Source organism: Streptosporangium sp. NPDC001681 (genome assembly GCF_040298085.1).
Classification (GTDB): Bacteria; Actinomycetota; Actinomycetes; order Streptosporangiales; family Streptosporangiaceae; genus Streptosporangium.
In genome coordinates this window covers 60,140-82,842 of record NZ_JBEOZN010000008.1, presented here as the reverse complement: position 1 = coordinate 82,842, position 22,703 = coordinate 60,140, and the positions used below count along the sequence as shown (strand labels likewise).

Annotated in this window: 20 protein-coding genes; 18 read left to right on the top strand and 2 right to left on the bottom strand. The window is 68.6% G+C overall.

What is annotated here, in order from left to right; genetic code table 11:
* Positions 1–22: 22 nt before the first annotated feature.
* Entirely contained in the window at positions 23–1,573 is a 1,551-nt protein-coding gene (locus ABT130_RS05615) for a PucR family transcriptional regulator (RefSeq protein WP_350953121.1), read from the bottom strand.
* Between the two features lie 577 nt (positions 1,574–2,150).
* Between ABT130_RS05615 and ABT130_RS05610 the strand changes: the two genes are divergently transcribed.
* The 10 genes from ABT130_RS05610 (at position 2,151) to ABT130_RS05565 (ending at position 14,340) form a co-directional block, all read left to right on the top strand.
* Entirely contained in the window at positions 2,151–3,107 is a 957-nt protein-coding gene (locus ABT130_RS05610; RefSeq protein ID WP_350953119.1) for an ABC transporter substrate-binding protein, read from the top strand.
* A 25-nt stretch (positions 3,108–3,132) separates the two neighbouring features.
* Positions 3,133–4,200 (top strand): ABC transporter ATP-binding protein, encoded by a 1,068-nt coding sequence (locus ABT130_RS05605; protein ID WP_350953117.1) that lies wholly within the window; start codon positions 3,133–3,135, stop codon positions 4,198–4,200.
* Positions 4,178–5,053 (top strand): ABC transporter permease, encoded by an 876-nt coding sequence (locus tag ABT130_RS05600; RefSeq protein WP_350953115.1) that lies wholly within the window; start codon positions 4,178–4,180, stop codon positions 5,051–5,053. The genes ABT130_RS05605 and ABT130_RS05600 overlap by 23 nt, the downstream gene beginning before the upstream one ends.
* A 5-nt stretch (positions 5,054–5,058) precedes the next feature.
* A complete protein-coding gene (locus ABT130_RS05595) occupies positions 5,059–5,865 on the top strand; it encodes an ABC transporter permease (RefSeq protein ID WP_350953113.1) in 807 nt (268 codons plus the stop codon).
* 17 nt (positions 5,866–5,882) lie between these two features.
* Positions 5,883–6,872 carry a phosphotriesterase family protein gene (locus tag ABT130_RS05590; protein ID WP_350953111.1) on the top strand — a complete coding sequence of 330 codons (990 nt, stop codon included), beginning with the start codon at positions 5,883–5,885 and terminating at the stop codon, positions 6,870–6,872.
* The gene (locus tag ABT130_RS05585) at positions 6,869–7,711 is read left to right on the top strand and encodes an acyl-CoA thioesterase family protein (RefSeq protein ID WP_350953109.1); all 843 of its coding nucleotides are present in this window, start codon (positions 6,869–6,871) and stop codon (positions 7,709–7,711) included. The genes ABT130_RS05590 and ABT130_RS05585 overlap by 4 nt, the downstream gene beginning before the upstream one ends.
* Positions 7,712–7,888: 177 nt before the next feature.
* Positions 7,889–9,934 carry a hydantoinase/oxoprolinase family protein gene (locus ABT130_RS05580; RefSeq protein WP_350953108.1) on the top strand — a complete coding sequence of 682 codons (2,046 nt, stop codon included), beginning with the start codon at positions 7,889–7,891 and terminating at the stop codon, positions 9,932–9,934.
* Between the two features lie 43 nt (positions 9,935–9,977).
* Entirely contained in the window at positions 9,978–11,792 is a 1,815-nt protein-coding gene (locus ABT130_RS05575; RefSeq protein ID WP_350953106.1) for a hydantoinase B/oxoprolinase family protein, read from the top strand.
* The gene (locus tag ABT130_RS05570; RefSeq protein WP_350953105.1) at positions 11,789–13,120 is read left to right on the top strand and encodes an NAD(P)/FAD-dependent oxidoreductase; all 1,332 of its coding nucleotides are present in this window, start codon (positions 11,789–11,791) and stop codon (positions 13,118–13,120) included. The genes ABT130_RS05575 and ABT130_RS05570 overlap by 4 nt, the downstream gene beginning before the upstream one ends.
* Positions 13,120–14,340: an acetyl-CoA C-acetyltransferase gene (locus ABT130_RS05565; RefSeq protein WP_350953103.1), complete on the top strand. Its 1,221-nt coding sequence runs from the start codon at positions 13,120–13,122 to the stop codon at positions 14,338–14,340. The genes ABT130_RS05570 and ABT130_RS05565 overlap by 1 nt, the downstream gene beginning before the upstream one ends.
* A gap of 178 nt (positions 14,341–14,518) precedes the next feature.
* On the opposite strand, the gene ABT130_RS05560 is transcribed toward ABT130_RS05565, so the two are convergent.
* Complete coding sequence (locus tag ABT130_RS05560; RefSeq protein WP_350924091.1) at positions 14,519–15,205, bottom strand: GntR family transcriptional regulator; 687 nt, start codon at positions 15,203–15,205, stop codon at positions 14,519–14,521.
* A 129-nt stretch (positions 15,206–15,334) separates the two neighbouring features.
* Here ABT130_RS05560 and ABT130_RS05555 point away from each other — a divergent pair, with 129 nt between their 5' ends.
* From ABT130_RS05555 to ABT130_RS05520, 8 genes are all read left to right on the top strand, one after another.
* Entirely contained in the window at positions 15,335–15,784 is a 450-nt protein-coding gene (locus tag ABT130_RS05555; RefSeq protein ID WP_350953101.1) for a tripartite tricarboxylate transporter TctB family protein, read from the top strand.
* 10 nt (positions 15,785–15,794) lie between these two features.
* On the top strand, positions 15,795–17,345 hold the full coding sequence (locus ABT130_RS05550; protein ID WP_350953099.1) for a tripartite tricarboxylate transporter permease: 1,551 nt from the start codon (positions 15,795–15,797) through the stop codon (positions 17,343–17,345).
* Between the two features lie 66 nt (positions 17,346–17,411).
* Positions 17,412–18,410 (top strand): Bug family tripartite tricarboxylate transporter substrate binding protein, encoded by a 999-nt coding sequence (locus ABT130_RS05545; protein ID WP_350924085.1) that lies wholly within the window; start codon positions 17,412–17,414, stop codon positions 18,408–18,410.
* Between the two features lie 10 nt (positions 18,411–18,420).
* The gene (locus ABT130_RS05540; RefSeq protein ID WP_350953097.1) at positions 18,421–19,188 is read left to right on the top strand and encodes an SDR family NAD(P)-dependent oxidoreductase; all 768 of its coding nucleotides are present in this window, start codon (positions 18,421–18,423) and stop codon (positions 19,186–19,188) included.
* 50 nt (positions 19,189–19,238) lie between these two features.
* Positions 19,239–20,225 (top strand): zinc-dependent alcohol dehydrogenase, encoded by a 987-nt coding sequence (locus tag ABT130_RS05535; RefSeq protein ID WP_350953095.1) that lies wholly within the window; start codon positions 19,239–19,241, stop codon positions 20,223–20,225.
* The gene (locus ABT130_RS05530) at positions 20,222–21,082 is read left to right on the top strand and encodes a sugar phosphate isomerase/epimerase family protein (protein WP_350953093.1); all 861 of its coding nucleotides are present in this window, start codon (positions 20,222–20,224) and stop codon (positions 21,080–21,082) included. The genes ABT130_RS05535 and ABT130_RS05530 overlap by 4 nt, the downstream gene beginning before the upstream one ends.
* Complete coding sequence (locus ABT130_RS05525) at positions 21,079–21,873, top strand: SDR family NAD(P)-dependent oxidoreductase (protein WP_350953091.1); 795 nt, start codon at positions 21,079–21,081, stop codon at positions 21,871–21,873. Before ABT130_RS05530 ends, ABT130_RS05525 begins: the two co-directional genes overlap by 4 nt.
* A complete protein-coding gene (locus ABT130_RS05520) occupies positions 21,870–22,673 on the top strand; it encodes an SDR family NAD(P)-dependent oxidoreductase (RefSeq protein ID WP_350953089.1) in 804 nt (267 codons plus the stop codon). The genes ABT130_RS05525 and ABT130_RS05520 overlap by 4 nt, the downstream gene beginning before the upstream one ends.
* The last annotated feature ends 30 nt before the right edge of the window (positions 22,674–22,703 follow it).

The window sequence follows — 22,703 nt, the reverse complement described above, 5'->3', positions numbered from 1 at the left end:
GCCTTTCCCCGGTATCGCGCGTTCAGGGGGCGGTTTGCAGGATGGCGTGCATCTGCAACGCGATTCCGAAGCTCAGCATCCACTCCGGGCTGCGTGGGTCCTTCCCTGTCAGCTGGGCGACGCGATCGAGCCGGTAGGAGAGCGTGTGCCGGTGTACGCACAGCTTTTCGGCGGTGGGTCCAGGACGGCAACCCATGTCGAAGAAGGCGGTCAGAGTGTTGACGAGTTCTGTGTTGTTGGCGGCGTCATGACTGATCAGCTCGCCGAGCAGGGTGTCGGCGAACGGCCTCATCACGTTCTGCGGGTCGAGGCCCGCGAGCAGCCCCGGCAGACCGAGAGAGGTAACGTCCTGGATCTGACCGGCCGTCTGTCCTGAGTACTGGCTGGCGGTCGCCGATTCGCGGATCGCCAGGGCGAGGCTCTCCGCGTCGGTCTTGGGCCGGCTGCGGCCGATCGTGATCGCCTTCCACCCGCGGGCCTGGCATGCCTGGAGGAAATCCTCGGGCACTGTGCTGTCGACCGGCTGCACCAGGCAGAAGATCTTTCCCTGCAGGCCGCCGACTATGGGTCTCGTGCTCGCTGCCGCGACATCCTCCAGCAGGGTGAACGCCCGCGCTTCGGGAGTGCCCCGGTCGAGCCGCACCGCGAAGACCCGGTATCCCTCGGCCGGTTCGAGCCCCATCCCGCGCAGCGCCAGTGCCAGCTCTCCGTGGTTCATCGATCCGTCCACCGCGGCGCGCAGGAGCTGCTCGACCGCGGCGCGCTGGGCGTCGCGCCGGGACTTCTCCCGCGCGAAGCGGAGCAGCATGGCGGAGCGGGCACGCTCGAAGAGGAGGAGCTCGGGAGAGGTCAGCCGACGGCGCCCGATGTACACGACGGCGCCTTCGACCTGATCGTGCAGACCGACGCCGACCAGAACCGCGAAGCGGCCATCGCTCAACTCGATCTGCGTCGTGTCGATGAGGGGCAACGTACTCAGCACGGCCTCGAGCTCTGCGGGCACGTTCAGGCTGCGCTGGCCGCGGTGACTCCACGAAGAGACGACAAGGCCGGTGTAGTCGACGAACATCGCATCGAACCCGGACACCTGACGGGCGGTCAGTTTCAGGATCGTTTCGAGGTCGGCGCCCACCATGACCGCGGCGACGAGCGAATCGTGCAGTTTCAGGATCCGGGTCAGGCTCGCCCGCCGAAGGGTTTCCACGAGCCGCCGCAGATCCCGTACGAAGGTCGCGGCGTTGACAGGGCGAGGGCAGCAGGCCAGGGAGAGTCCGGGCGTTCCGGCGTCCACCGCCAAAGCCGGCTTCGCCGCACCCGACTCCATGCCGACCACCACGAGTGTCCCGGCGGGGCGGGACAGCTCACGGACCCTTGCGAGGGCGGCCGGGATGGTGGCGGCGTCCACGACCAGGATTTCCCCTCGTCCGTGAAAAGCCGACGGCTCCGCGGTGACGGCCTCCACCGGCAGCGTCGCGTCGGCGGTCTCGCGGATGAACGTGGTCGGGTGTTCGAGCGCACTCAGTGCGGCGGATGCGGACACGTCGAACACGCTGGGTGTGCTGGCGTGCGTCAAACGTATCTCCTTGTGTGCTGCGCCTCCGACTGGAGCCCTTCCCGCCCCGGGCCCGTCACGATCTGTACACTCCCTGGCGCTGATGGTGTGACCTACCATACGGCCGACGCCCGCCGACCGGCACCCGTACCTTAGCGTTCTTGCCTAAAGCGCCGCGAAGGTGGACAAAACGCTGGCCAGGACCGACGGCCATCCTGGCAGCGCCGGCGGCGGGTCCGGAAGCGCCGGACGCACGATGTCCCCGCCCTTCTTTGGCCACTTGGCCATGTGCGCGCCGTCGAGACTGTCCATCCGTCGGCTGACGTGATCCGGGCCACGTGTGACTCTCTTACGACCGATCCATCGCGGTGACGCCGACCGTCAGCGCGATGGATCGTGACAAGCCGTGCAGGCCGGCGACCAAGGGGCGAGTGGCAGGCTGCTGCACTGACCCAAGAGCGGGAGATCAACCGTGACGAGAAGAATGTCCAGAAGAGCCCTACTGCCACTTCTGCTAGCTCCAGCGGTGGTGCTTTCGGCGTGCTCGACCGGCACCGCCTCGGATGGGGCCGACGGTGACAAGACCACCATTCGTCTGATGGCTTATGCCACCGGCGGATTCAAGGAAAAGTATATCAAGGCGGTTGTCGAGCCGTTCGAGACTGCGAATCCGGACGTCAAGGTGGAGTACGACCCGGTCGTCTCGTCCGCGGAGATGCTTGGCAGACTGCGTACCCAGAAAAACAACCCGACGGTCGACGTTGTGATCATGGACCTGTCGGTCGCCGAGAGCGCCAACAAGGAAGGCATCTTCACCCCGCTGGACCCCACTGCGGTCCCCAACATGAAGGACCTCAGCGAGCACGCGAAGGTGCGTGACAACTTCGGTCCCGGCATCACGTTCGACAACCTGACGCTCGTCTACAACACCAAGGCCGTGACCACTCCGCCGACGTCGTGGAACGACCTGTGGGACCCCGCCTACAAGGGGAAGATCTCGATCAGTGCTCCGCCTCAGCTGGACGGGATCGGGCTGACCGTCATCCTGAGCAAGGTCCTGGGCGGGGACTACAAGACGTCCATCGACCCGGCGATCAAGCGTCTTCGCGAGCTGGCACCGTCCGTTCAGACGTGGAACCCCCAGCCGGACACGTACACGCTGGTCAAGTCCGGTCAGGTCAACCTGGCCCTGGCGTGGAACGCGCGCAGCCAGCTGCAGCATGACGAATCCGATGGCGCACTGGACATTGCCCTTCCGAAGGAAGGCAGCATCATGCAGGTCAACACCATCAACCTCGTCAAGGGCAGCAAGCGGGCGAGTGCCGCGCAGACGTTCATCGACTACGCGCTGAGCCCCGAGGCGCAGGCCCTGTTCTCCGCGGAAATGTTCTACGCGCCGACCAACACGCTGGCCAAGGTCGGCGACGAGGTCGCCCAGCGGACCGTGATGACGCCGGACAAGCTCAAGACCATGATCGCAGTCGACTGGAACCTGCTCGGGGAGCAGCGCGCCCAGTGGACCGAGGTCTGGCGCAAGGACGTCATCTCGCAGTAGTTCCGGGCAGACCGAGGAGTCCAGTGTGGAAGACGCGTATCTCGCACTTAGCAAACTAACCAAAACATATCCGAACCAGTCCCGGTCGGCCGTGCACAACGTCGACATCGACGTCGCGCGTGGCGAGTTCATCTCGCTGCTCGGACCGTCGGGTTGCGGCAAGACGACGACGTTGCGAATGATCGCAGGTCTGATCACCCCCACATCCGGCCACATCCGTGTCGACGGGACCGACATAACCAACCGCCCTGTTCACAAGCGAGACATGGGGCTGGTGTTCCAGTCCTACGCGTTGTTCCCACACATGTCGGTAGGAGAAAACGTCGATTTCGGGCTTCAGATGCGCCGTGTCGCCAAAAGCGACCGCCGGCGTCGAGTCGCCGAAGCCCTCGACATGGTTCACCTGACGCACCTCGCGAACCGCCGGGTGAGCCAGCTCTCCGGTGGGCAGGCGCAGCGCATCGCGCTGGCGCGGGCGTTGGTGATCGAGCCCACCGTGCTGCTCCTGGACGAGCCGCTGAGCAATCTCGACGCGAAGCTGCGTGAGGAGCTTCGCGTCGAGATCCGGCGAATCCAGCAGGAAACCGGGATCACCACGGTATTCGTCACCCACGACCAGGACGAGGCGCTGGCGATGTCCGACCGGCTGGTGGTGATGTCCGAGGGGCGCGTCGAGCAGGTAGGTGAGCCGTGGGCCGTCTACGAGACCCCGGAGAACCGGTTCGTCGCGGACTTCATCGGCCGGACCAACATGTTCGACGGGCAGGTGGCCGGCCAGAATGACGGCGTACTGCGGCTGGAGGTCGAAGGGCTCGGAACCCTGTCGGTACGCGCGCAGCGGACCGGCCGGGCGAGCGCCACCGTGATGGTTCGGCCGCACCGGGTGCGGATCGAGCCCGCTCAGCGGATGGCGAACGAACTGAAGGGGCGCGTCGTCCAGTCGAGCTATCTCGGCGATGTCGAGTCCGTCGTGATCGACGTCAACGGCACCCGCGTCCTGGCGGAACGGACACACAGCGGCCGGCCGCTGACGGCCGGTGTGACGGTCGGTCTTGGATGGGGTGACGCGGATGCGTACGTCATCCCGCAGTAGCGAAGGCGGCACTCTCAGGGTGGCGGCGGCCGCCCTGCTCACCCCGGGGCTGCTGGCCCTCGGGGTCAGCTTCCTGGTGCCCCTGGTGTGGCTGGCGCGCATGTCCTTGAACAGGACCGTCGGACCGGCCGAGCTCCAGCCGGCCGTGAGTCTGCAGTCCTACCTCGACGTGCTGACCGACGGCTTCGTGTGGGAGGTCGCCTGGCACACGTTGTGGCTCGGCGTCCTGGTCACCGTCCTGGCGATCGTGGTGTCGTACCCCATCGCGCTCTTCCTCGCGCGGACGCGCTCGCGCCTGCGCGGACTACTGATGGCGCTGGCGATCGCACCGCTGTTGACGTCGTCGGTCGTACGGACCTTCGGCTGGCTGATCCTGCTATCCGACGACGGCATCGTGAACTCGGCGCTGAGCAGGCTGGGGATCATCGGCGAGCCGCTCACGCTCACCAACAACGTCGCCGGCGTGGTCATCGCGCTCGTCGAGATCACGATGCCGTACGCCGTCCTCGCGATGATCGCCGGGTTCGGCCGGGTCTCCAAGGATCTGGAGGACGCGGCCGGATCGCTGGGCGCCGGACGGCTGCGCTGCTTCGTCCGGATCACGTTCCCGCTGAGCCTGCCGGGTGTGCTCACCGGGGCGCTCATGGTCTTCGTGCTGACCGTCTCCGCGTTCATCACGCCGAGGCTCATGGGCGGCGGCCGGGTCTTCCTGGTCGCCACCGAGATCTACGACCAGGCGACGACGACGCTGGACTGGCCACGTGCATCGGCCCTCTCCGTGCTCTTGCTTCTCCTCTTCGGAGTCTTCCTGGTCCTGTATCAGCGCCTCTTCCGCATGGTGGAAGGAAGGTAAGCGGCATGAGATCTCTCTCCGAAGCGATCTACCGGACCATCGCCGGGATCGTGGTCGTCTGCAGCTATCTGTTCCTGCTGGCGCCGCTCCTCGTGGTCTTCGTCATCTCCTTCGGCGCCAGCCCGAACCTCGAATTCCCGCCCAAGGACTGGTCCATGCGGTGGTACGTCGACCTGGCGGGCAACGGCGAGTTCCTCGAGGGCCTGCGTGTGTCGCTGCTGCTCGGCCTGGTCGTGACGGTCGTCTCGCTCGTCGTCGGCACGGCCGCCGCTCTCGCGCTCACCCGGTACGGCTTCGGCGGACGGGACGCCGTGATCGGTCTGTTCACCTCGCCGCTGCTGCTCCCGAGCGTCGTCCTGGGCCTGGCCCTGCTGCTGGTGCTCGGGCCGGTAGGGCTCGTCGGCACGTATCCGGGTCTGGTCGTCGCGCATCTCGGCCTGACCATTCCGTACGTGGTCCGCACCACGATGATGAGCCTCAACGCGGTCGACCCCTCCTGCGAGCAGGCGGCACGGACCCTCGGCGCCGGTCCGGTCACGACCTTCCGCCGAATCACCCTGCCCCTGATCACGCCTGGCCTGATCGCCGGCGCGGCGCTGTCGTTCATCATCTCCTTCGACGAGGCGGTGGTGTCGCTCTTCGTGGTCGGCACCGGCCGTACCACCCTGCCGGTGGTGGTGTTCCGCTACGTCTCCAACAACACCGATCCGCAGGTCGCCGCGCTGTCGGTGGTCCTCATCGTGTTCTCCCTCGCGGCCGTCGCGTTGATCGAGCGCGCGCTCGGTCTGAAGCGCGTGCTCAGTAAGGCCTGACCGATATGACACAGATCATGACCGTGACCGGAGCCGTCGAAGGCTCGCAGCTCGGCACGACCCTCATGCACGAGCACGTCTTCATCAACCTGCTGCGCGAGTATCGGGGCACCGGGCTGATCCAGGATCTCCCGCTGATGCGGTCCGAACTCGACCGCTATCGCGAAGCCGGCGGTGTGACGCTGGTCGACGTGACATCCGCGGAGCTGACCTGGGGCGCGAACCCGGACCCGGGTGGCGTGTATCGCACCGGGCAGCCGGTCACCGCCTCGGCCGAGCACACGAGGGCGCCGGACAACGTCGCCGCGCTGTATGAGCTGTCGGCTGCGACCGGCGTGCGCATCGTCCTAGGGACCGGCCACTACCGCGATCCCTATCTGGCCTACGAGGATTTCGACCGCAAGAGCGTCGATGCGATCTCCGAACTGTTGGTACGCGATCTGGTCGAGGGATTCGCCGGAACACGGATCCGGGCCGGCCTCATCGGCGAGGTCGGCGCGGACCAGTGGTTCATCTCGGCCAGGGAGGAGCGCAACCTGCGTGCCTCGGCCCGCGCGTGCCGTCGTACCAACGCGGCGATCAGCACGCACGCGGCGCGATGGCCGGTGGGCCGCCGGCAACTCGACCTGCTACTGGAGGAGGGCGTGCCGCCCGACCGGGTGATCATCGGGCATTGCGACACGGTGAATATTCCCGAGTATCACCTCGACCTCGCGAGAAGCGGATGCTACGTGCAGTTCGACACGATCCGGCCCGGGTCGGAATTCGCGCTGAACAGTCGGGTCGCACACATCGTCTCGCTGATCCGCACCGGTTTCATCGACAGCATTCTGCTGAGCCATGACGTGTGCGGCAGAGACCATTTGCAGGCGTACGGGGGCGGCGGGTTCGGCTACATTTCCCAGCACTTCTCACAGAGGCTGGCGCACGCCGGCGTCGATCACGGCGAACTCGACCACATCCTCATCGAAAATCCACGGCGAGCACTTTCGGGGGAGGCCGGGTGACGGCGCCCCGCGATTGCGGGCAGGGCCGGCTGGCCATACGGTTCTCTGATCTCGATGTCGCAGGGCATGTCAACAACGTCGCCTGGCTCAGGTTCGTCCATATCGGGGTGTCTCGCGCGCTCGCTTCCCGGCCACCGCCTCATCGAGCAAACCAGGCAGGTGCCGAGCGCGGACCCGGCGAGATCGCATGGCGGTGTGCGGACATCCGCTACCGCCGGGCGATCCAGGCGGTGGGGACCCCGATCACAGTCCGCGCGAACCCCGTCGAACAAACGGACGGCGTGCTCGTCGTCGCCTGCGAAGTGGGCGCTGTCGAACCTGACGGCCGTGTGATCGATTGCGTCACAGCGGAGATCTTTCTCGGCCCGCCCGCGATGACCGCGCTCGAACCCGATGCGTCGAGCGCGCATCGCGGGCCCAAGCCGGCACCGCCCGTGCCCACTGACCGGTGGCCGTGGTCGATGGTCGTTCCGGTACGCGCGACGGACCGGACGGACAGCGGGTCCCTTTCGCCGACCGCAGCGGCCGACCTGCTGCAGGAGGCACGGCACGACGCGTTGTCCTCGTGGCGACATGGGCTCCGGGGCCGACTGGTCGTGGCCCGGACCGTGTTCGGCTTGAGCCAGGCGACGGTCTGGGAGGAGATACGCCTCGACTCCCGGTGTTCCCGCGTCGGTCGTGCGTCCGTCGATCTGGCCTCGTGCGGCGTCGATCCGGCCAGCGGCGCGGTCGTGGTCCGGTCGACCACGAGGATCGCTCGGCTGATGACCGGTACCGACCCATCGGCTACCCCGTGGTCGGATGCCGAACGTGCCCTGCTTCGGGACATATGTGGATGAGTGTGCGACCGAGCCAACCGGGACCCGTGGCTCCAATTGGCCACGCCCCGTCGAGCGGTTGTGGACAGTTGGATATATGGCCTAACAACTCCGGCTCATACAGTTGCGAAAGTCGACGAAAGAAACTGACCCCGACAACCCTGAGCGCGATGTCTTACGGAGAATTAGGGACACCGGATGTACCGAATTGGAATTGACACTGGCGGCACGCATACAGACCTCGTATTGCTAGATGAGGAAACCGGCAGGATATGGGTTGAAAAGGTCCCTTCGACGCCTCGGCGAATAGTCGACGCCGTGCTGTCCGGAGCCTCGCAAATCCTCGATAAGGCGGGCGTCGAGCCCGGAGACGTGCACACGATCGTCTACGGGACGACCGTCGCGGTGAACATGATTCTCCAGGGAGAACGCATCTCGGCGGGCCTGATCACCACCGCCGGATTCGGCGACGTCCTGGAGGTCGGAAACTCCTACCGGAGCGGCAACATCTACGACGTACAGTGGGAGCCCAGCCCGCCCATCATCGAACGCCGTCACTGCTTCGAGGTTCGCCAACGCCATGACTTCCGCGGGCGTGAACTGAAGCCCCTCGACGAGGAGCAGGTACGGCACATCGCCGGAGCCATCAGGGAACTGGGCCTGGAAAGCGTCGCGGTCTGCCTGCTGCACGGCTACACCCAGCCGGCCCACGAGGCGCGGGTGGCCCAGATCCTGGCCGAGGAGGTACCGGAAATTCCGGTGTCGCTCTCCTCGGTCGTGAGCCCGCGCATCTCCGAGTACGAGCGCGCGAGCACGACCGCCCTCGACGCCTACGTCAAGCCGAAACTGAGCGCCCACTTCGTGGACTTCGCCGAGCAGGCGGAAGAAGCCGGATTCGGCGCCACGTTGCTGACCATGCAGGGCAGCGGGGGTACGTTCAGCCTCCGGCAGGCCGCAGAGAAACCAATCCGGGTCGCCAACTCCGGGCCGGTGGCCGGGGCCATCGCCGGCTCCTACTTCGCGGCCGAGGTCGGCCAGGCGAACGTCATCACGTACGACATGGGCGGCACCAGCACCGACCTGGCGGTGGCGATCGGCGGGACGCCCATCGTCGTACCTCGCGACAAGTTGCTCGGGCACCCGATCCAGCTGTCCAGCATCGAGATCACCCCCATCGGATCCGGCGGTGGATCGATCATCTGGATCGACGAGGGTGGCGCGCTGCGGGTCGGACCGGACAGCGCGGGAGCCAGCCCGGGGCCGGTCTCCTACGGCGCCGGCGGGACGCGGCCGACCCTGACCGACGCGGCCGTGGTCACCGGGCGGCTCAACCCGGACTACTTCCTCGGGGGGCGTCAGCGGCTCGACCGGCAGGCCGCTCACGATGCGCTGGCGTTGTCCAGGCACGACACCGACGACTGGGATCCCGAGCAGTGGGCCGCCGGGGCGATCGCCATCGCCACCGCCGACAGCGTCCGCGCGATCAGGCGGGTGTCGATCGCCCGCGGGCTTGATCCACGTGATTTCGCGATCGTCGGCTTCGGCGGAGCGGGCGGCCTGATCGTCAGCGATGCCGCCCGCGAACTCGGCATCCCCACCGTGGTCATCCCGCCGAGCCCCGGCAACGTGTCGGCGATGGGCCTGCTGCTCGCCGACCAGAGCTGTGACGCGGTCGCTTCGCGGCTATGCCCGCTGGACGAGGTCGATGTCGGCGTGGTGAACGATTGGTTCGACCAGCTTGAGACCGAGGCGGCCAAGGAACTCCTGTCCGAAGGCATCGAGATCGATCGGATCACGGTGGTGCGGACCGCGGAGATGCGGTACCGGGGCCAGAGTTTCGAACTCGTGGTGCCCTTCGAGAAGGGGCACGGCGACCGGGCGCTCGACCACCTGGCCACGGCCTTCCACCGGCTCCATGAGCAGCGCTACGGCCACGCCTCCCCGGACGACCCGGTGCAGTTGGTGAGCCTGCGGGTGTCCGCGGTCGCCGCGACGGCCAAGCCCGCCTTCCCCAGGCTGGAGAAGGCCGCCACCGCCTGCGCCGACGATGCGCTCAAGGAACGGCGTCCGGTCGTGTTCGACGAGCGGATGGACACCCCCGTCTACGACCGCGCCCTGCTGCGGCCGGGCCATCTCATCGAGGGGCCCGCGATCATCGAGGAGCCGGGGAGCACCACCGTGATGTGGCCCGACCAGAAACTCTCCGTGAGTCCGATCGGCACGCTCGTGCTCACCGCGCTCTGAGCGCCTCATTCCGAACGAGACCCGACACATGAAAGAGAATTTCGTGAACTCAGCGGATACGCGAGACGCCGCCTCAGGTCGCAGCCTGGATGTGGTGACCGTGGAGGTCATCCGGAGCGCGCTGGAGTCTCTCGCGGAGCAGATGACCGAGACGATGACGCGTACGAGCTACTCCCTGCTGCTGAAGGAGGGCAAGGACTGCTCGTCGTCGATCTTCGACGCGCGTGGCCGGCTGGTCGCCGAAGGGGCCAACGTACCGGTCCACCTCAACGCGCTCGGGCCCTGCCTCAAGGGCATGCTGAAGCACCATTTCCCACCGGCGACGCTTGTCCCCGGCGACGTCATCCTGACCAACGATCCGTACGTCGATGGCAGCGTCGGGGCGCACCACACCGCCGACTTCATCATCTACGAGCCGGTCTTCTGGGACGGCGCACTGGTCGGCTTCTCCACGATCTTCGCGCATCTGGCGGGAGCCGGCGGCCTGGATCCGAACGACTGGCACACGAGCATCTTCGAGGAAGGTCTGCGGATCCCCCCGGTCAAGCTGTATTCCGGCGGCGTCCTGGACGAGGACCTGCTCAAGCTGATCCTGACGAACACCAGCGTGCCGTACGCGCAACGCGGTGACCTGCTGGCCCAGGTGTCCGGGGCCCATGTGGGTGCCGACGGGTTCCGCCGCCTGCTGGACCGGTACGGCCTGGACGTTGTCCTGCAGGCGGTCGACGCGCAAATCGACTACGCCGAGCGGCGCACCGCGGAGTACATCCGGCGGATCCCGGACGGCGTCTACCGGGCGGAGAAGCCGCTGCTCGAAGACGGCAGCATGGGCGGTCCCGTCCGGCTCCGGCTCGCGATGAAGGTCGCGGACGACCGGATCACCTTCGACTTCACCGGTTCCGACGCTCAGATCGCGGGGCCGATAAACTGTCCGAAGTCGGCGACCATCTCGGCCTGCCTGTTCGGCCTGCTGGCGATGATGCCGCCGGACATTCCCAAGAACCAGGGCCCGGCCAACCTCGTGATGATCGACGCGCCCGAGGGCTCCATAGTCAACCCGACCCCGCCCGCGGCCGTCTACCAGCGGATGGCGGTGACCCATCAGATCGTGGACATGATCTTCGAGGCCATGGCCGGGGTGCTGCCGAAGGCGGTGGTGGCCAACTCCTGCGGTCTCATCTACGGTCGCGGATCCGCGGTGAACACCACCACCCATCCGGACGGCGGCGACGTCTCGGCGCGCCAGGAGTGGCGGATGGGCACCGGACCGAGCACCGGCGGCCTCGGCGCCCGGGCGAGCCGGGACGGCCTGAGCGCGATGCCGGGTTGGATCACCAACGTGGCCAGCCCTTCCATCGAGAGTTCCGAGTGGGAAGCGCCCGTGCTGTACCGGTCGAAGACCCTGTACGCCGACTCCGGCGGGGCCGGTCGATGGCGTGGCGGGCTGGGCCTGAAACTGAGCTGGCAGGTCAAGGGTGAGGCGGCGAGGTTCTCGCACACCTCGCAGTACTCGGCCATCCCGCCGAAGGGCCTGTTCGGCGGGCACAGCGGCGCACCAAGCCGGTGGGTCGTCAACGAAGGCAGGGAGTCCGAGCAGGTTCTGCGGTATCAGACCGGCCCGACGATGAGCCTCGACTACGACGACACCGTCACCTTCTACACGCCCGGCGGCGGAGGGTACGGCGATCCGCTGGATCGGGATCCGGCTCTGGTACGGGCCGACGTGCTCAACCGCAAGGTGAGCGCCGAGGCCGCACGGGACGTCTACGGCGTTGTGCTCACCGGCACCTTCGAGGTCGACGAACCGGCGACCGCCGAGCGGCGGGCTGCCCTCCGATCGGCTCGGAGCCGGTCATGACGACTGTGCACACGAGTGCGAGGGGAACGGCGTCGAGACCGACGGTCGTCGTCGGCGGCGGCGTGCTGGGGCTCTGCGTCGCGTGGGAACTCGCCCGGTGGGGCCACCAGGTCGTCGTCCTCGAACGGGATCGGGTCGGCAGCGGAGCGTCCCGCGGGAACGCAGGGGAAATCTGCTCGTCGATCGTGGGCCCGCTCCCGGCGCCCGGCATTGTCAGCACGGCGCTGAAGAACATGTACCGCAAGGACAGCGCCCTCTACGTCCACCCGGCGGCAGCGCTGACCATGGGCGCCTTCCTCTTGCGGATGGCCCGGAACGCCACCGCCGAGCGCTTCCACGCCGGGGTCCGTGCGCTGACGCAACTGGGAGCGGACACCTACCAGCGGTTCGCCGCGCTGTCGGACAACGGGGTAGGCATCGAGGTCACCCGGCGTGAATACCTGTACCTCTTCCCGTCCCGCGCCCGGACCGAGCGAAAGCGGGCATTCCTTCGCGAGCACTACCCGGTCGAACACGACCTCGGCGAGATCCTGGACGGGCCGGAACTCCGTGCCCTGGAGCCTTGCCTGGGGGAGCGGGCTCGATCCGGGTTCGTGCTGTCCGGTCAGGCGCAGGTCGACCCGAGCGCCTTCGTGGACGCGCTCGCCGATGCCCTGCGGGCCGGCGGCGTCGTGATCCACGAGGGCGCGCGGGTGACGCGAGTCGTGCCGTCGTCGCGGGACGTACGCGTCGCGTCCACAGCCGGCACCTTCACGGCCGGGCACGTCGTCATCTCGGCCGGGGCCGGTTCGGCTGATCTGACCGGGAATCTCGGGCTCAACCTGCCCGTCCGTCCCGGTAAGGGATACAGCTTCAGCATCGCCCCCGCGGCACCGCTCACCCGGGTGCTGAAGCTGGAGGAGGCGCACGTGGGCGCCGTCCCGCTGGACGGGGTGGTACGAATCGCCGGAACGATGGAGTTCGACGCCATGGAAGACAGGTTCAACCGCAGTCGGATCCGGGAGGTCGTCAACGCGGCCGCGCCGTATTTCACCGGCGTCGACTGGGCACGGCGGACGGCGGAGTGGATGGGGCCGCGTCCGATGACCCCGGACGGGCTCCCGTTCATCGGCGCGATGCCCGGTGAGTCACGGGTCTTCCTGGCGACCGGGCACAACATGCTCGGTGTCATGATGGCCCCCTCGACCGCGCACCTGCTCGCGCGGCTGATCGACGGCCAGGACGTTCCGGCGTTGCGGCCGTTCGACCCCGCCCGCGCGCCACGGCGCCGTGGACCGCGGCCGACCGGCCCGGCGGCGCCGGGCAGGTCGCGACGGAGGGAGAAGTAATGCCGGAGGCGGTCATCATCGCGGCGGTGAGATCACCCATCGGCCGCGCGGTGAAGGGTTCGCTGGCGTCGGCGCGCCCGGATGACCTGGTCGCCCAGGTCATCCGGCACGGCCTTGAGCTGGTGCCGGAGGTCGATCCGGCGGACTTCGAGGATCTGCTGCTCGGCTGCGCACAGCCCGCGGGGGAATCGGGCTTCAACATGGCCCGCACGGTGGCGATCCGGTTGGGCTTGGACGGGCTTCCGGGGACCACCGTCAACCGCTACTGCGGTTCGTCGATGCAGACCACACGGATGGCCTTCCACGCGATCAAGGCCGGCGAGGGCGAGGCGTATATCTCGGCCGGCGTCGAGACGGTCTCCCGGTTCGGCCGGGGAACGGCCGACGGATGGCCCGGTACGAGAAACGAAATCTTCACCGCGCCGGGCGAGCGGACCGCTCGACGTGTCCACGAACGGGTCCACGGCTGGGACGACCCGAGGGATCTCGGGCTGCTGCCCGATGCGCATATCCCGATGGGCCAGACCGCCGAGAACGTGGCATGGCTGAGAGGGATCGAGAGGGAGGACATGGACCATTTCTCCGTGCGCTCACAGCGGCGCGCGGAGAAGGCGACCGACATCGGATTCTGGGCTCGGGAGATCTGTCCGGTGCGCCTGCCGGACGGGCGGATGGTCACCGCCGACGACGGACCGCGACGCGGCGTGACGTACGAGGCGGTTTCCCGGCTTCTGCCGGTGTTCCGGCCCGACGGCCGGGTCACCGCCGGCAACAGCTGCCCGTTGAACGACGGCGCGGCGATGCTCGTCGTGATGAGCGATACCAAGGCGCGTGAACTGCGACTCACGCCGCGCGCGCGTATCATCGCGACCGCCGTCACCGCGCTGTCCCCGGAAATCATGGGACTTGGGCCGGTCGAGGCGACCCGCAAGGCGCTCCGTCGAGCCGGAATGACCATCGCCGACATCGACCAGGTCGAGATCAACGAGGCGTTCGCGTCGCAGGTGCTGGCCTGCCAGAGAGACTTGGACATCGCCGACGACCGACTGAACGTGAACGGGGGCGCGATCGCGATAGGGCACCCGTTCGGAATGAGTGGCGCACGATTGACGGCGACCCTCCTGAACTCCCTGGAGTTCCACGATGGCCAGGTCGGGCTGCAGACGATGTGCACGGCCGGCGGACAGGGCATGGCCATGATCGTGGAGCGGCTCTCGTGAGGCAGGGTGCCGGCTGAGATGCCCCCTTCGGGCGAAGACCTCCATGACGACCAGGCAGTACAAACGCTTGAGCGGCATGGTGCCGCAGTGGAAGAAGTCGCACGACACACAGGTGTCGGTGCCGCCGGCCCGGGTCCATCCCGCCAGGCCGGCTCCGGCCGCGAAGACCGCCGCACCTTCATTGATCACCGTCGATAAGCCCGCTGGCGAGCATCACCTGCAGTGACCGCTCGTAGTGCTCCGCCAGCAGGGCGGTCGCCTTTTCGGTGTTTCGCTGGAGCGTCGCCTCAAGGATCAGCTCATGCTCCTCGGCTACGGACCGCGTGGACGCAGCGGGCGACGGGGCGGACCAGCGACGGTACAGCTCCGTCGAGTCGAAGGCGGTCTCGGCGATGGTCATGAGCATCGGAACCTCGCACGCCTCGACAAGAGCCAGGTGGAAGGCTCGATGAGCACGCGACCACGCTTCGGTCGTGTGCTCGGGGTCTTCGGGCGTGCGCCGGGGCGTGCGGGTGAGCACGTGGTACGCCGTCACCACCGAGGTCTCCCAGGCGAGGTCGCCTCTCTCGATGGCGAGCCTCAGCGCGAACGTGTCGCAGTGCGTGCGCACCCGAGTGAGGTCTTCCAGGCCGCTCAGGGAGAGGCTCGGGACGAAGAAGCCCTGGTTGGGTCGGGCCACCACGAGCTTTTCCTGAGTGAGGCGGACCAGTGCCTCACGGATCACCGTCGTGCTGGTCGAGTGCCTGCTTGCGAGCTCCGCAGGCTTGAGGTGGGTTCCGGGCGGCAGCTTGCCTAGCACGATCTCGCCTTTGACGACCTCGTGGAAGTGCGAGGCAAGGGTGCTCGCCCCCTTCTGTCGGACCATACGGGAGATCATAACGGACGCTCGGCAAATAATGCATTCTCTGTTGACGAATGCACTATCTCTTGGCTAGCGTCCGTTCCCGCAGGATGTCCTGCCGGTTACGCAGGTGTTACGCGGAGGTCGCCGCCGATGACGAAGATTCGCCTCTACAGGCTCAACAGCCTGGTGATCATGCTGTTCGCGCTGGGGGTGATGACCTACGCGCTCTCACTGCCGCTCGGTGGCCTGCAACAGCCCGGCGCGGGGATGTGGCCGCTGGCCGTCTCCGTGGTCATGGCCTTGGCGGCCCTGGGCCTGCTGGTCGGCGAGCGCGACGACGGCGACTACGAACCGCTGACCCGGCGGACCTGGATCATCGTCGCCGGGTTCGGGTTGATGGGCGCGTTCATCGTGATCTTCTCGATCGCCGGCCTGACCCTGGCGTCCTTTTTGATGTGCCTTGTCTGGCTGCGCTTCATGGCCGAGTACCGGTGGCGCACGAGCCTGGTGCTGTCGATCGCCCTGACCGCGATCGCCGTTCTCACCTTCTCCGTCATGCTCGGCATCCCCATGCCACACGACGTACTGAATGTCCTGTGAGGGGCGAACAATGAACTTTGGTGATCTCCTCCTTGGCTTCGAAGTCGCCCTCCAACCCGAAAACCTGCTCTATGTCTTCATCGGCGTCGTCGTCGGCATGGTCGTGGGCATCCTGCCCGGCCTCGGCCCCGCGCCCACGATCGCCCTCATGCTCCCGCTGACCTACCTCCTGCCGCCCGCCGGCGCGGTGCTGATGCTCGCCGGCATCTACTACGGGGCGTACTACGGCGGCACGATCACGTCGGTGCTGCTCCGCCTGCCGGGCGAGGCCGCCAGCGTCGTCACCGTGTACGACGGGCACCAGATGGCGCTGAAAGGCCGCGCCGGGCCCGCGCTCGGCATCTCGGCGATCGGCTCCTTCATCGGCGGCACGGTCTCGGTGGTCGGCCTGCTCTTCCTCTCCCCGGTGATCGCGGACTTCGCGCTCACCCTCGGCCCGCCCGAGTACGGCATGCTGGCGGTGGGCGGCCTGCTCATGGTCTCCGCCCTGGGCCAGGCCCGGATGCTGAAGAACATCATCGTCGCCTGCCTCGGCCTGCTCATCGCCGCCGTCGGCATCGACGCCGTCACCGGCGTCGCCCGGTTCACCGCCGGCTCGACCGAGTTGCTGCGCGGCATCGACTTCGTCGCCGTCGCGATGGGCCTGTACGGGCTCGGCGACGTGCTGTACGACCTGGAGCAGAAGGCCCGCAACGCCCGGATCGACGGCAAACTGGGCCGGATCCTGCCCACCAGGCAGGACATGAAGGACTCCGCCGGGGCCATCGGCCGCGGCTCGGTCATCGGCTTCCTGCTCGGCCTGCTGCCCGGCGGCGGCGGGGTCGTCGCGTCGCTCGCCTCGTACGCCACCGAGAAGAAGGTCTCCAAGCACCCCGAGGAGTTCGGGCGCGGGGCCATCGCCGGTGTCGCCGGGCCCGAGACGGCCAACAACGCGGGCTCCACGTCCTCGTTCCTTCCGCTGCTGTCGCTCGGTATCCCGTCCAACGTCGTACTCGCCCTGATCTTCGGCGCGCTGCTGATCCAGGGGATCACCCCGGGCCCTCAGCTCGTCACCAGCCACCCGGAGATCTTCTGGGGCGTGCTCGCCTCGATGCTGGTGGGCAACCTCATGCTGCTGGTGCTGAGCATGCCGCTGGTCAAGGTCTTCGTGCACCTGATCAGGGTCCCGATCGGGATCCTGTCCACGGTGATCGTCGTGGTCACCATGGTCGGCGTCTACTCCATCTCCAACAGCACCTTCGACATGTGGATCATGCTCGCCTTCGGTGTCGTCGGGTACGCCATGCGCAAGACCGGGTACGACCCGGGACCGCTCGCGCTCGCCGTGATCCTCGGGCCGCTGCTCGAAACCTCGTTCCGGCAGTCCCTGCTCATGTCCGGCGGATCCCTCGGGATCTTCGTCCAGCGTCCGGTGTCGCTGATCATCGTGATCACGCTCGGCGTACTGGTGGTCTTCCAGGTGATCGCCCGGCTGCGCAGCGCCACCAGGCGGAAGTTCATCGAAGAGACCCGGCACGACGGGGCCGCCGCCCAGGTGGACGAGCCGGCCTCGACCGGCTGAACCGGCCCGGACCGCAAACCCTGATCGCTTCACCACCAGCCACCCCCGATGAAAGTAAGGCCAGAAATGGGTTTCTCACTGACCCGGTCCAGCAAGTCCGCAGGCGTGGCCGCGGCGCTGGTCACCGCCCTGTCGCTGACCGCGTGCTCGTCCGCCGGCGACGCCGGTGACGCCTCCTCCTACCCGTCCAAGGTCGTCGAGATGGTCGTCCCGTACGCGGCCGGCGGCCCCACCGACATCTCCGCCCGCGCCCTGGCCAAGGGCCTGAAGAAGTCGCTCGGCGTCAACGCGATCGTGGTCAACCGGCCCGGCGCCTCCGGCATCACCGGCACCGCCGAGGTGGCGACCGGCGCGAAGAAGGACGGCTACACGATCCTCTACAACACGGGTGACGCGTTCGTGCAGTCCACCATCCGCAGCGCGCCGTACAACTTCGACAGCTTCACCCCGGTGGCCGGCGTCATCTCCCAGCCGTACCTGCTGGTGACCTCGGCCAAGTCCGGTCTCAAGTCGTTCGCAGACCTGGCCAAGGGCAAGGACCTGACCTACGCGGTCTCCGGCATCGGCACCCCCACCCACCTCAACACCGCGATGCTCTTCGACGGGCTCGGCGTCAAGTCCACCGCCGTGCCGTACGACGGCGCCGGTCCCGCCGTGCAGGCGCTGGTCGGCAACCAGACCGACCTGGGGATGCTCGACGCATCGGTCACCATGCCCTTCGTGACCAGCGGCGACCTCGTCCCGCTCGCCGTCTTCACCCCGGACGGCAAGAAGCTCGACTACGTCGACGCACCCACCCTCCAGGAGGCCGGTGTGGACGTCTCCAGCATGACGTCGTCGGTGTGGGGCGTCGCCGTACCGGCCGGGACGCCGGACGAGGTGGTCAAGAAGCTGCGCGAGGCCACCCTCACCGCCGCCCAGGACACCGAGTTCGTCACCTTCACCGAGAAGAACTACATGCCGCGCCTCGAAGGCGACAACGAGCTGAACTGGTACGCCGACCTGAAGACCACATCCGAGACCACCAAGGCCGCCCTGGCCAAGTTCAGCATCGAGCTGAAGTGAGCGTGACCTCATGACCCGGCTCACCGGCAAGGTGGTCGTCGTCACCGGCGCCGGCCGCGGGATCGGCTCCGCGATCACCGAGGCACTCGCCCGCGCGGGCGCCTCGGTGATCGCCACCGACCTGGACGGTGCGAGCGCCGAGGCGGTACGCGACCGGATCCTCGCCGCCGGCGGCGACGCGATCGCGGTGACGATGGACGTCTCGGACCGGTCGTCCGTCGTCGCGGGCCTGTCCGCCGCGGTCGACCGGTACGGGCACCTGGACATACTGTTCAACAACGCTGGGATCCTGCGGGAGGACCCGTTCCTCGATGTGACCGAGGACGACTGGCGGCAACTGATGACCGTCAACGGCCTGGGCACCCTGATGTGCACCCAGGAGGCGGCGCGCATCATGATCGCCCAGGGTCGCGGCGGGAAGATCGTGAACACCACGTCGATCGCGGCCAGGCAGGCGAACGCCACATTCGCCCACTACGCGGCCAGCAAGGCGGTCGTCTCCTCGCTCATCCAGTCCGGCGCACGCGCGCTGGCCCCGTACGGCATCACGGTCATGGGCTTCGCGCCCGGGATCGTGCGGACCGAGATGTGGGAGGGCGTCGTGGCCGACCCCGAGGCCCGCGGGGCACGGGAGGCCGGCTACGCCGAGCGGATCCTGCTCGGCCGGGTCTCCGTCCCCGAGGATCTCGGCCCCACCGCCGTGTTCCTCGCCGGGCCGGGCTCGGACTACATGACCGGTCAGGTCGTCATGGTCGACGGCGGCATGGTGCTGGTCTGACCCGGCCACCATGACCGGCCACCCCAGCGGTAACGAAGGAAGGAGCAGTGATGCGGGCAGCGGTGCTCACCATGCCGGGCCGCCTCACCGTCGTGGACGACTGGCCCGATCCGGTGTGTCGCCCAGACCACGTCGTCGTCGCGATACGCGATGTGGGGATCTGCGGCACCGACCTCGGGCTGTTCGACGGGAGCCGGACGGTGCCCCACCTGCCGTGGGTCATCGGCCACGAGGCGCATGGCAGGATCGTCGAGGTCGGGCCGGGCGTGCCGCCCTCCCGGATCGGCGAGCGCGTCGCGATCGAGCCCAACTACCCGTGCCAGGTGTGTGTCCCCTGCCGGGACAGTGCTCCCGCGCTGTGCGTACGGCGGGGCAGCCCCGCGCTGAACCTTCCCGGCATGCTCGCCGAGCGGGTCGAGGTACCGGCCCGGCACGCCTGGGCACTGCCCGCCGGCCTGGCCGACCAGGACGCGGTGTGCGTCGAACCCCTCGCCGTCGCCCTGGCCGCGGTCCGCCGCGCTTCCCTGACCTGCACGGAGTCGTGCCTGGTGGTGGGCGCGGGCGCGCTGGGGCTGCTGCTCGTGCACGCCCTCCGCTCCGCCGGGCACCCGGTCGCCGTGCTTGAGCCGCACCCCGAGCGGCGGGCCAGGGCCGTGGCCCTGGGCGCCGCCCACGCGCCGGACGGCACGGAGTTCCCGGTCGCCTTCGAGACCTCCGGAACCGCCGCCGGCGGCGAGACCGCCCTGGCCCGGCTGGCGCCGCAGGGCCGTCTCGTCCTCGTCGGCGTGGGCTCCGACCCCATCCCGCTGGACACCAGGATCGCGGTCCGCCGCGGCCTCACCGTGCTCGGGTCGATGATCTACGACCACCCCGGCGACTACCGGGCCACGATCGACGCGGTCGCGCTCGGCTCGGTCGCCCCAGGGATCGTCGTCGCCGCGACCTACCCACTGGAGCGCGCGCAGCAGGCGTTCACCGCCGCGTCCTCCGTACCGGGCAAGACCGTCATCACGCTCGCCGAAGGAGGCGCCGCATGACCGGCACCGCCCGCCCCTTCGGGGTCGACCACCTCACCATGCTCGACACCTCGCCGCCGGAACTGGTCGGCCTGGCCGCCGCGGCCGGATTCGCCCACGTCGGGCTACGGATCCACCCGATGGACCCCACCGAACGCCCCTGGCCGATGGCGCCGGGCTCTCCCATGCTCGCGGAGACCGTCGCCCGCCGTGACGACACCGGGATCCGCATCCCGGTCGTCGAGGTCCTCCTGCTCGACGAGCACGCCGACATCGCCGCCGTCGAACCGTACCTGCACGCCGGCGCCGAACTGGGCGCCCACCTGCTGTATGTGGTCGGCCAGGACCCCGAGCTGGACCGGCTCGCCGACCGCTTCGCCGAGCTCACCCGGCTCGCCCTGACATACCGGATCAGGCCGGTCATCGAGCCGATGGCCTACCGGCCGGTCCGCGATCTCGCCACCGCGCTCGCGGTGGTCTCCCGCTCCGGCGGCGGAGGCGTCCTGGTGGATTCGCTGCACCTGCTGCGCTCGGGCGGCACCCCCGCCGACGTCGCCGGAGCGGGAGACCCGGCGCTGCTGCCCGTCGCGCAACTCTGCGACGCGACCGCCCAGGTCGGCGCGATGCCTGCGGACGCGGTCGCCGCCCGCGGCCAGTCCGCCGAGGTGCCACCGCTGCAGTGGGAGGCCCGGGTCGGCCGACTACTGCCCGGCGAGGGCGCGCTGCCGCTCGCAGACGTGGTACGCGCCCTGCCGGCCGAGACGCTGCTCGCGCTTGAGGCACCCAACTACCACGCCCTGCGGGAGCGCGGCGCCGAAGGTTTCCTCACCGAAGCCGCCCGGCGGATGACCCTGCTGCTCGAGGAGGCACTCTCATGAGAGCACTGGTGACCGGGGCCACCTCGGGCATCGGCCGGGCCCTGGCCGATCGCCTGGCCGCCCGCGGATACGACCTGGTCCTCGTCGCGCGGGACGCGGGCCGGCTGGCGACCACGGCGGAGGAGATCCGCGCCGCCCGCCGGGTGACCTGCGAGGTGCTCCCGGCGGACCTCACCGCCGAGGACGGCCTGGCCGCCGCGGAGGCGCGGCTGACCGCCGAGCGCGACCCGGTGGACGTGCTCGTCAACAACGCCGGCATCGGGCTGCCGCCGGGCGGTTACCTCGGCAACCCGGTGCAGGCGTCGATGACGCTGAACCGGATCAACGTGGACAGCGTGCTGCGCCTGACCCACGCGGCCCTGCCTGGGATGAAGGCACGCCGGCGCGGCGGCCTCATCACGGTCTCCTCCATCGCGGGCTTCGCCCCGGGCACTCCGGCGATCACCTACTCGGCGTCCAAGGCGTGGGCGACCACCTTCGGCGAGGGGCTGCACCACCTGCTGCGCGGCTCCGGCGTGACCAGCACGACGGTCGCACCGGGCTTCGTGCGCAGCGAGTTCCACCAGCGCTCCGGGGTGTCCACCGCGCACCTGCCGGACTGGCTGTGGCTGACGCCCCCGGTGGTGGCCGAGGCGGCGGTACGCGGCTTCGAGCGCGGCACGCCCCTGGTCATCCCCGGCCCGGCCTGGCGCACCGCGTACGCGATCAGCCGCCTGCTGCCCCGGCGCTGGGTCCGGGCCGGCTTCGCCAGGCTCATGAGCAGGACGTCACGAAAGGGAGCGAACCGATGACCGGCGACGATGCCCGAGGCGGACGACTGGACGGCAAGGTGGTGATCGTCACCGGGGCGGGCAACGGCATCGGCGCCGGATTCGCCACCGCCCTCGCGGCCGAGGGGGCGTCGGTCGCGGTGGCCGACATCGACCGCGGCGCGGCGGAGCGGGTCGTCTCCGCCATCCGGGAGCGGGGCGGCCGTGGCCTGGCCGTACCAGTGGACGTCACCGATCGCGCGTCGGTTCGGGCAATGGTGTCGGCAGTGCTCGCCGGCTTCGGCGACATCGACGTCCTGTTCAACAACGCCGGCATGCTGCTCAAGGAGCCGTACCTGAGCACGACCGAGCGGCAGTGGCAGAAGGTCCTGGACGTCAACGGCCTCGGCGTGCTGCTGTGCACGCAGGAGGTCGCCAGGCACTTCATCACCAGGGGCCGGGGCAAGGTGATCAACACCTGCTCGACGTCCTCGCGCAGCCCCAGCGCGCACTTCGCCGCGTACGCCGCGAGCAAGGCCGCCGTCCTCTCGCTCACCCACTCCAGCGCCCGCGCGCTCGCCCCGTACGGCATCACGGTCAACGGGATCGGGCCGGGGATCATTCAGACCGACCTGTGGTCGCAGATGCACCGGGACGAGACCGGCTCGGCCAGGGCCGATGACTCCCCGGCCGCGCTGGACGACTACACCCCGACCATCCTGCTCGGCCGGGTCGGCACCCCCGGTGACGTCGCGCCCACCGCGATCTTCCTGGCCGGTGACGACTCCGACTACATCACCGGCCAGCTGATCATGGTCGACGGCGGGATCGTCTTGCAGTGACCGCGTCAACCGCCACGAGAGAAGGAAACC

Excerpts from the sequence above, each read along its gene's own strand:
- ABT130_RS05565 (WP_350953103.1), top strand. The coding sequence starts at position 13,120 with ATGCCGGAGGCGGTCATCATCGCGGCGGTGAGATCACCCATCGGCCGC.
- ABT130_RS05545 (WP_350924085.1), top strand. The coding sequence starts at position 17,412 with ATGGGTTTCTCACTGACCCGGTCCAGCAAGTCCGCAGGCGTGGCCGCG.
- ABT130_RS05525 (WP_350953091.1), top strand. The coding sequence starts at position 21,079 with ATGAGAGCACTGGTGACCGGGGCCACCTCGGGCATCGGCCGGGCCCTG.
- ABT130_RS05530 (WP_350953093.1), top strand. The coding sequence starts at position 20,222 with ATGACCGGCACCGCCCGCCCCTTCGGGGTCGACCACCTCACCATGCTC.
- ABT130_RS05570 (WP_350953105.1), top strand. The coding sequence starts at position 11,789 with ATGACGACTGTGCACACGAGTGCGAGGGGAACGGCGTCGAGACCGACG.
- ABT130_RS05580 (WP_350953108.1), top strand. The coding sequence starts at position 7,889 with ATGTACCGAATTGGAATTGACACTGGCGGCACGCATACAGACCTCGTA.
- ABT130_RS05600 (WP_350953115.1), top strand. The coding sequence starts at position 4,178 with ATGCGTACGTCATCCCGCAGTAGCGAAGGCGGCACTCTCAGGGTGGCG.
- ABT130_RS05535 (WP_350953095.1), top strand. The coding sequence starts at position 19,239 with ATGCGGGCAGCGGTGCTCACCATGCCGGGCCGCCTCACCGTCGTGGAC.
- ABT130_RS05610 (WP_350953119.1), top strand. The coding sequence starts at position 2,151 with ATGGCTTATGCCACCGGCGGATTCAAGGAAAAGTATATCAAGGCGGTT.
- ABT130_RS05595 (WP_350953113.1), top strand. The coding sequence starts at position 5,059 with ATGAGATCTCTCTCCGAAGCGATCTACCGGACCATCGCCGGGATCGTG.
- ABT130_RS05555 (WP_350953101.1), top strand. The coding sequence starts at position 15,335 with ATGACGAAGATTCGCCTCTACAGGCTCAACAGCCTGGTGATCATGCTG.
- ABT130_RS05560 (WP_350924091.1), bottom strand. The coding sequence starts at position 15,205 with ATGGTCCGACAGAAGGGGGCGAGCACCCTTGCCTCGCACTTCCACGAG.
- ABT130_RS05550 (WP_350953099.1), top strand. The coding sequence starts at position 15,795 with ATGAACTTTGGTGATCTCCTCCTTGGCTTCGAAGTCGCCCTCCAACCC.
- ABT130_RS05590 (WP_350953111.1), top strand. The coding sequence starts at position 5,883 with ATGACCGTGACCGGAGCCGTCGAAGGCTCGCAGCTCGGCACGACCCTC.
- ABT130_RS05520 (WP_350953089.1), top strand. The coding sequence starts at position 21,870 with ATGACCGGCGACGATGCCCGAGGCGGACGACTGGACGGCAAGGTGGTG.
- ABT130_RS05540 (WP_350953097.1), top strand. The coding sequence starts at position 18,421 with ATGACCCGGCTCACCGGCAAGGTGGTCGTCGTCACCGGCGCCGGCCGC.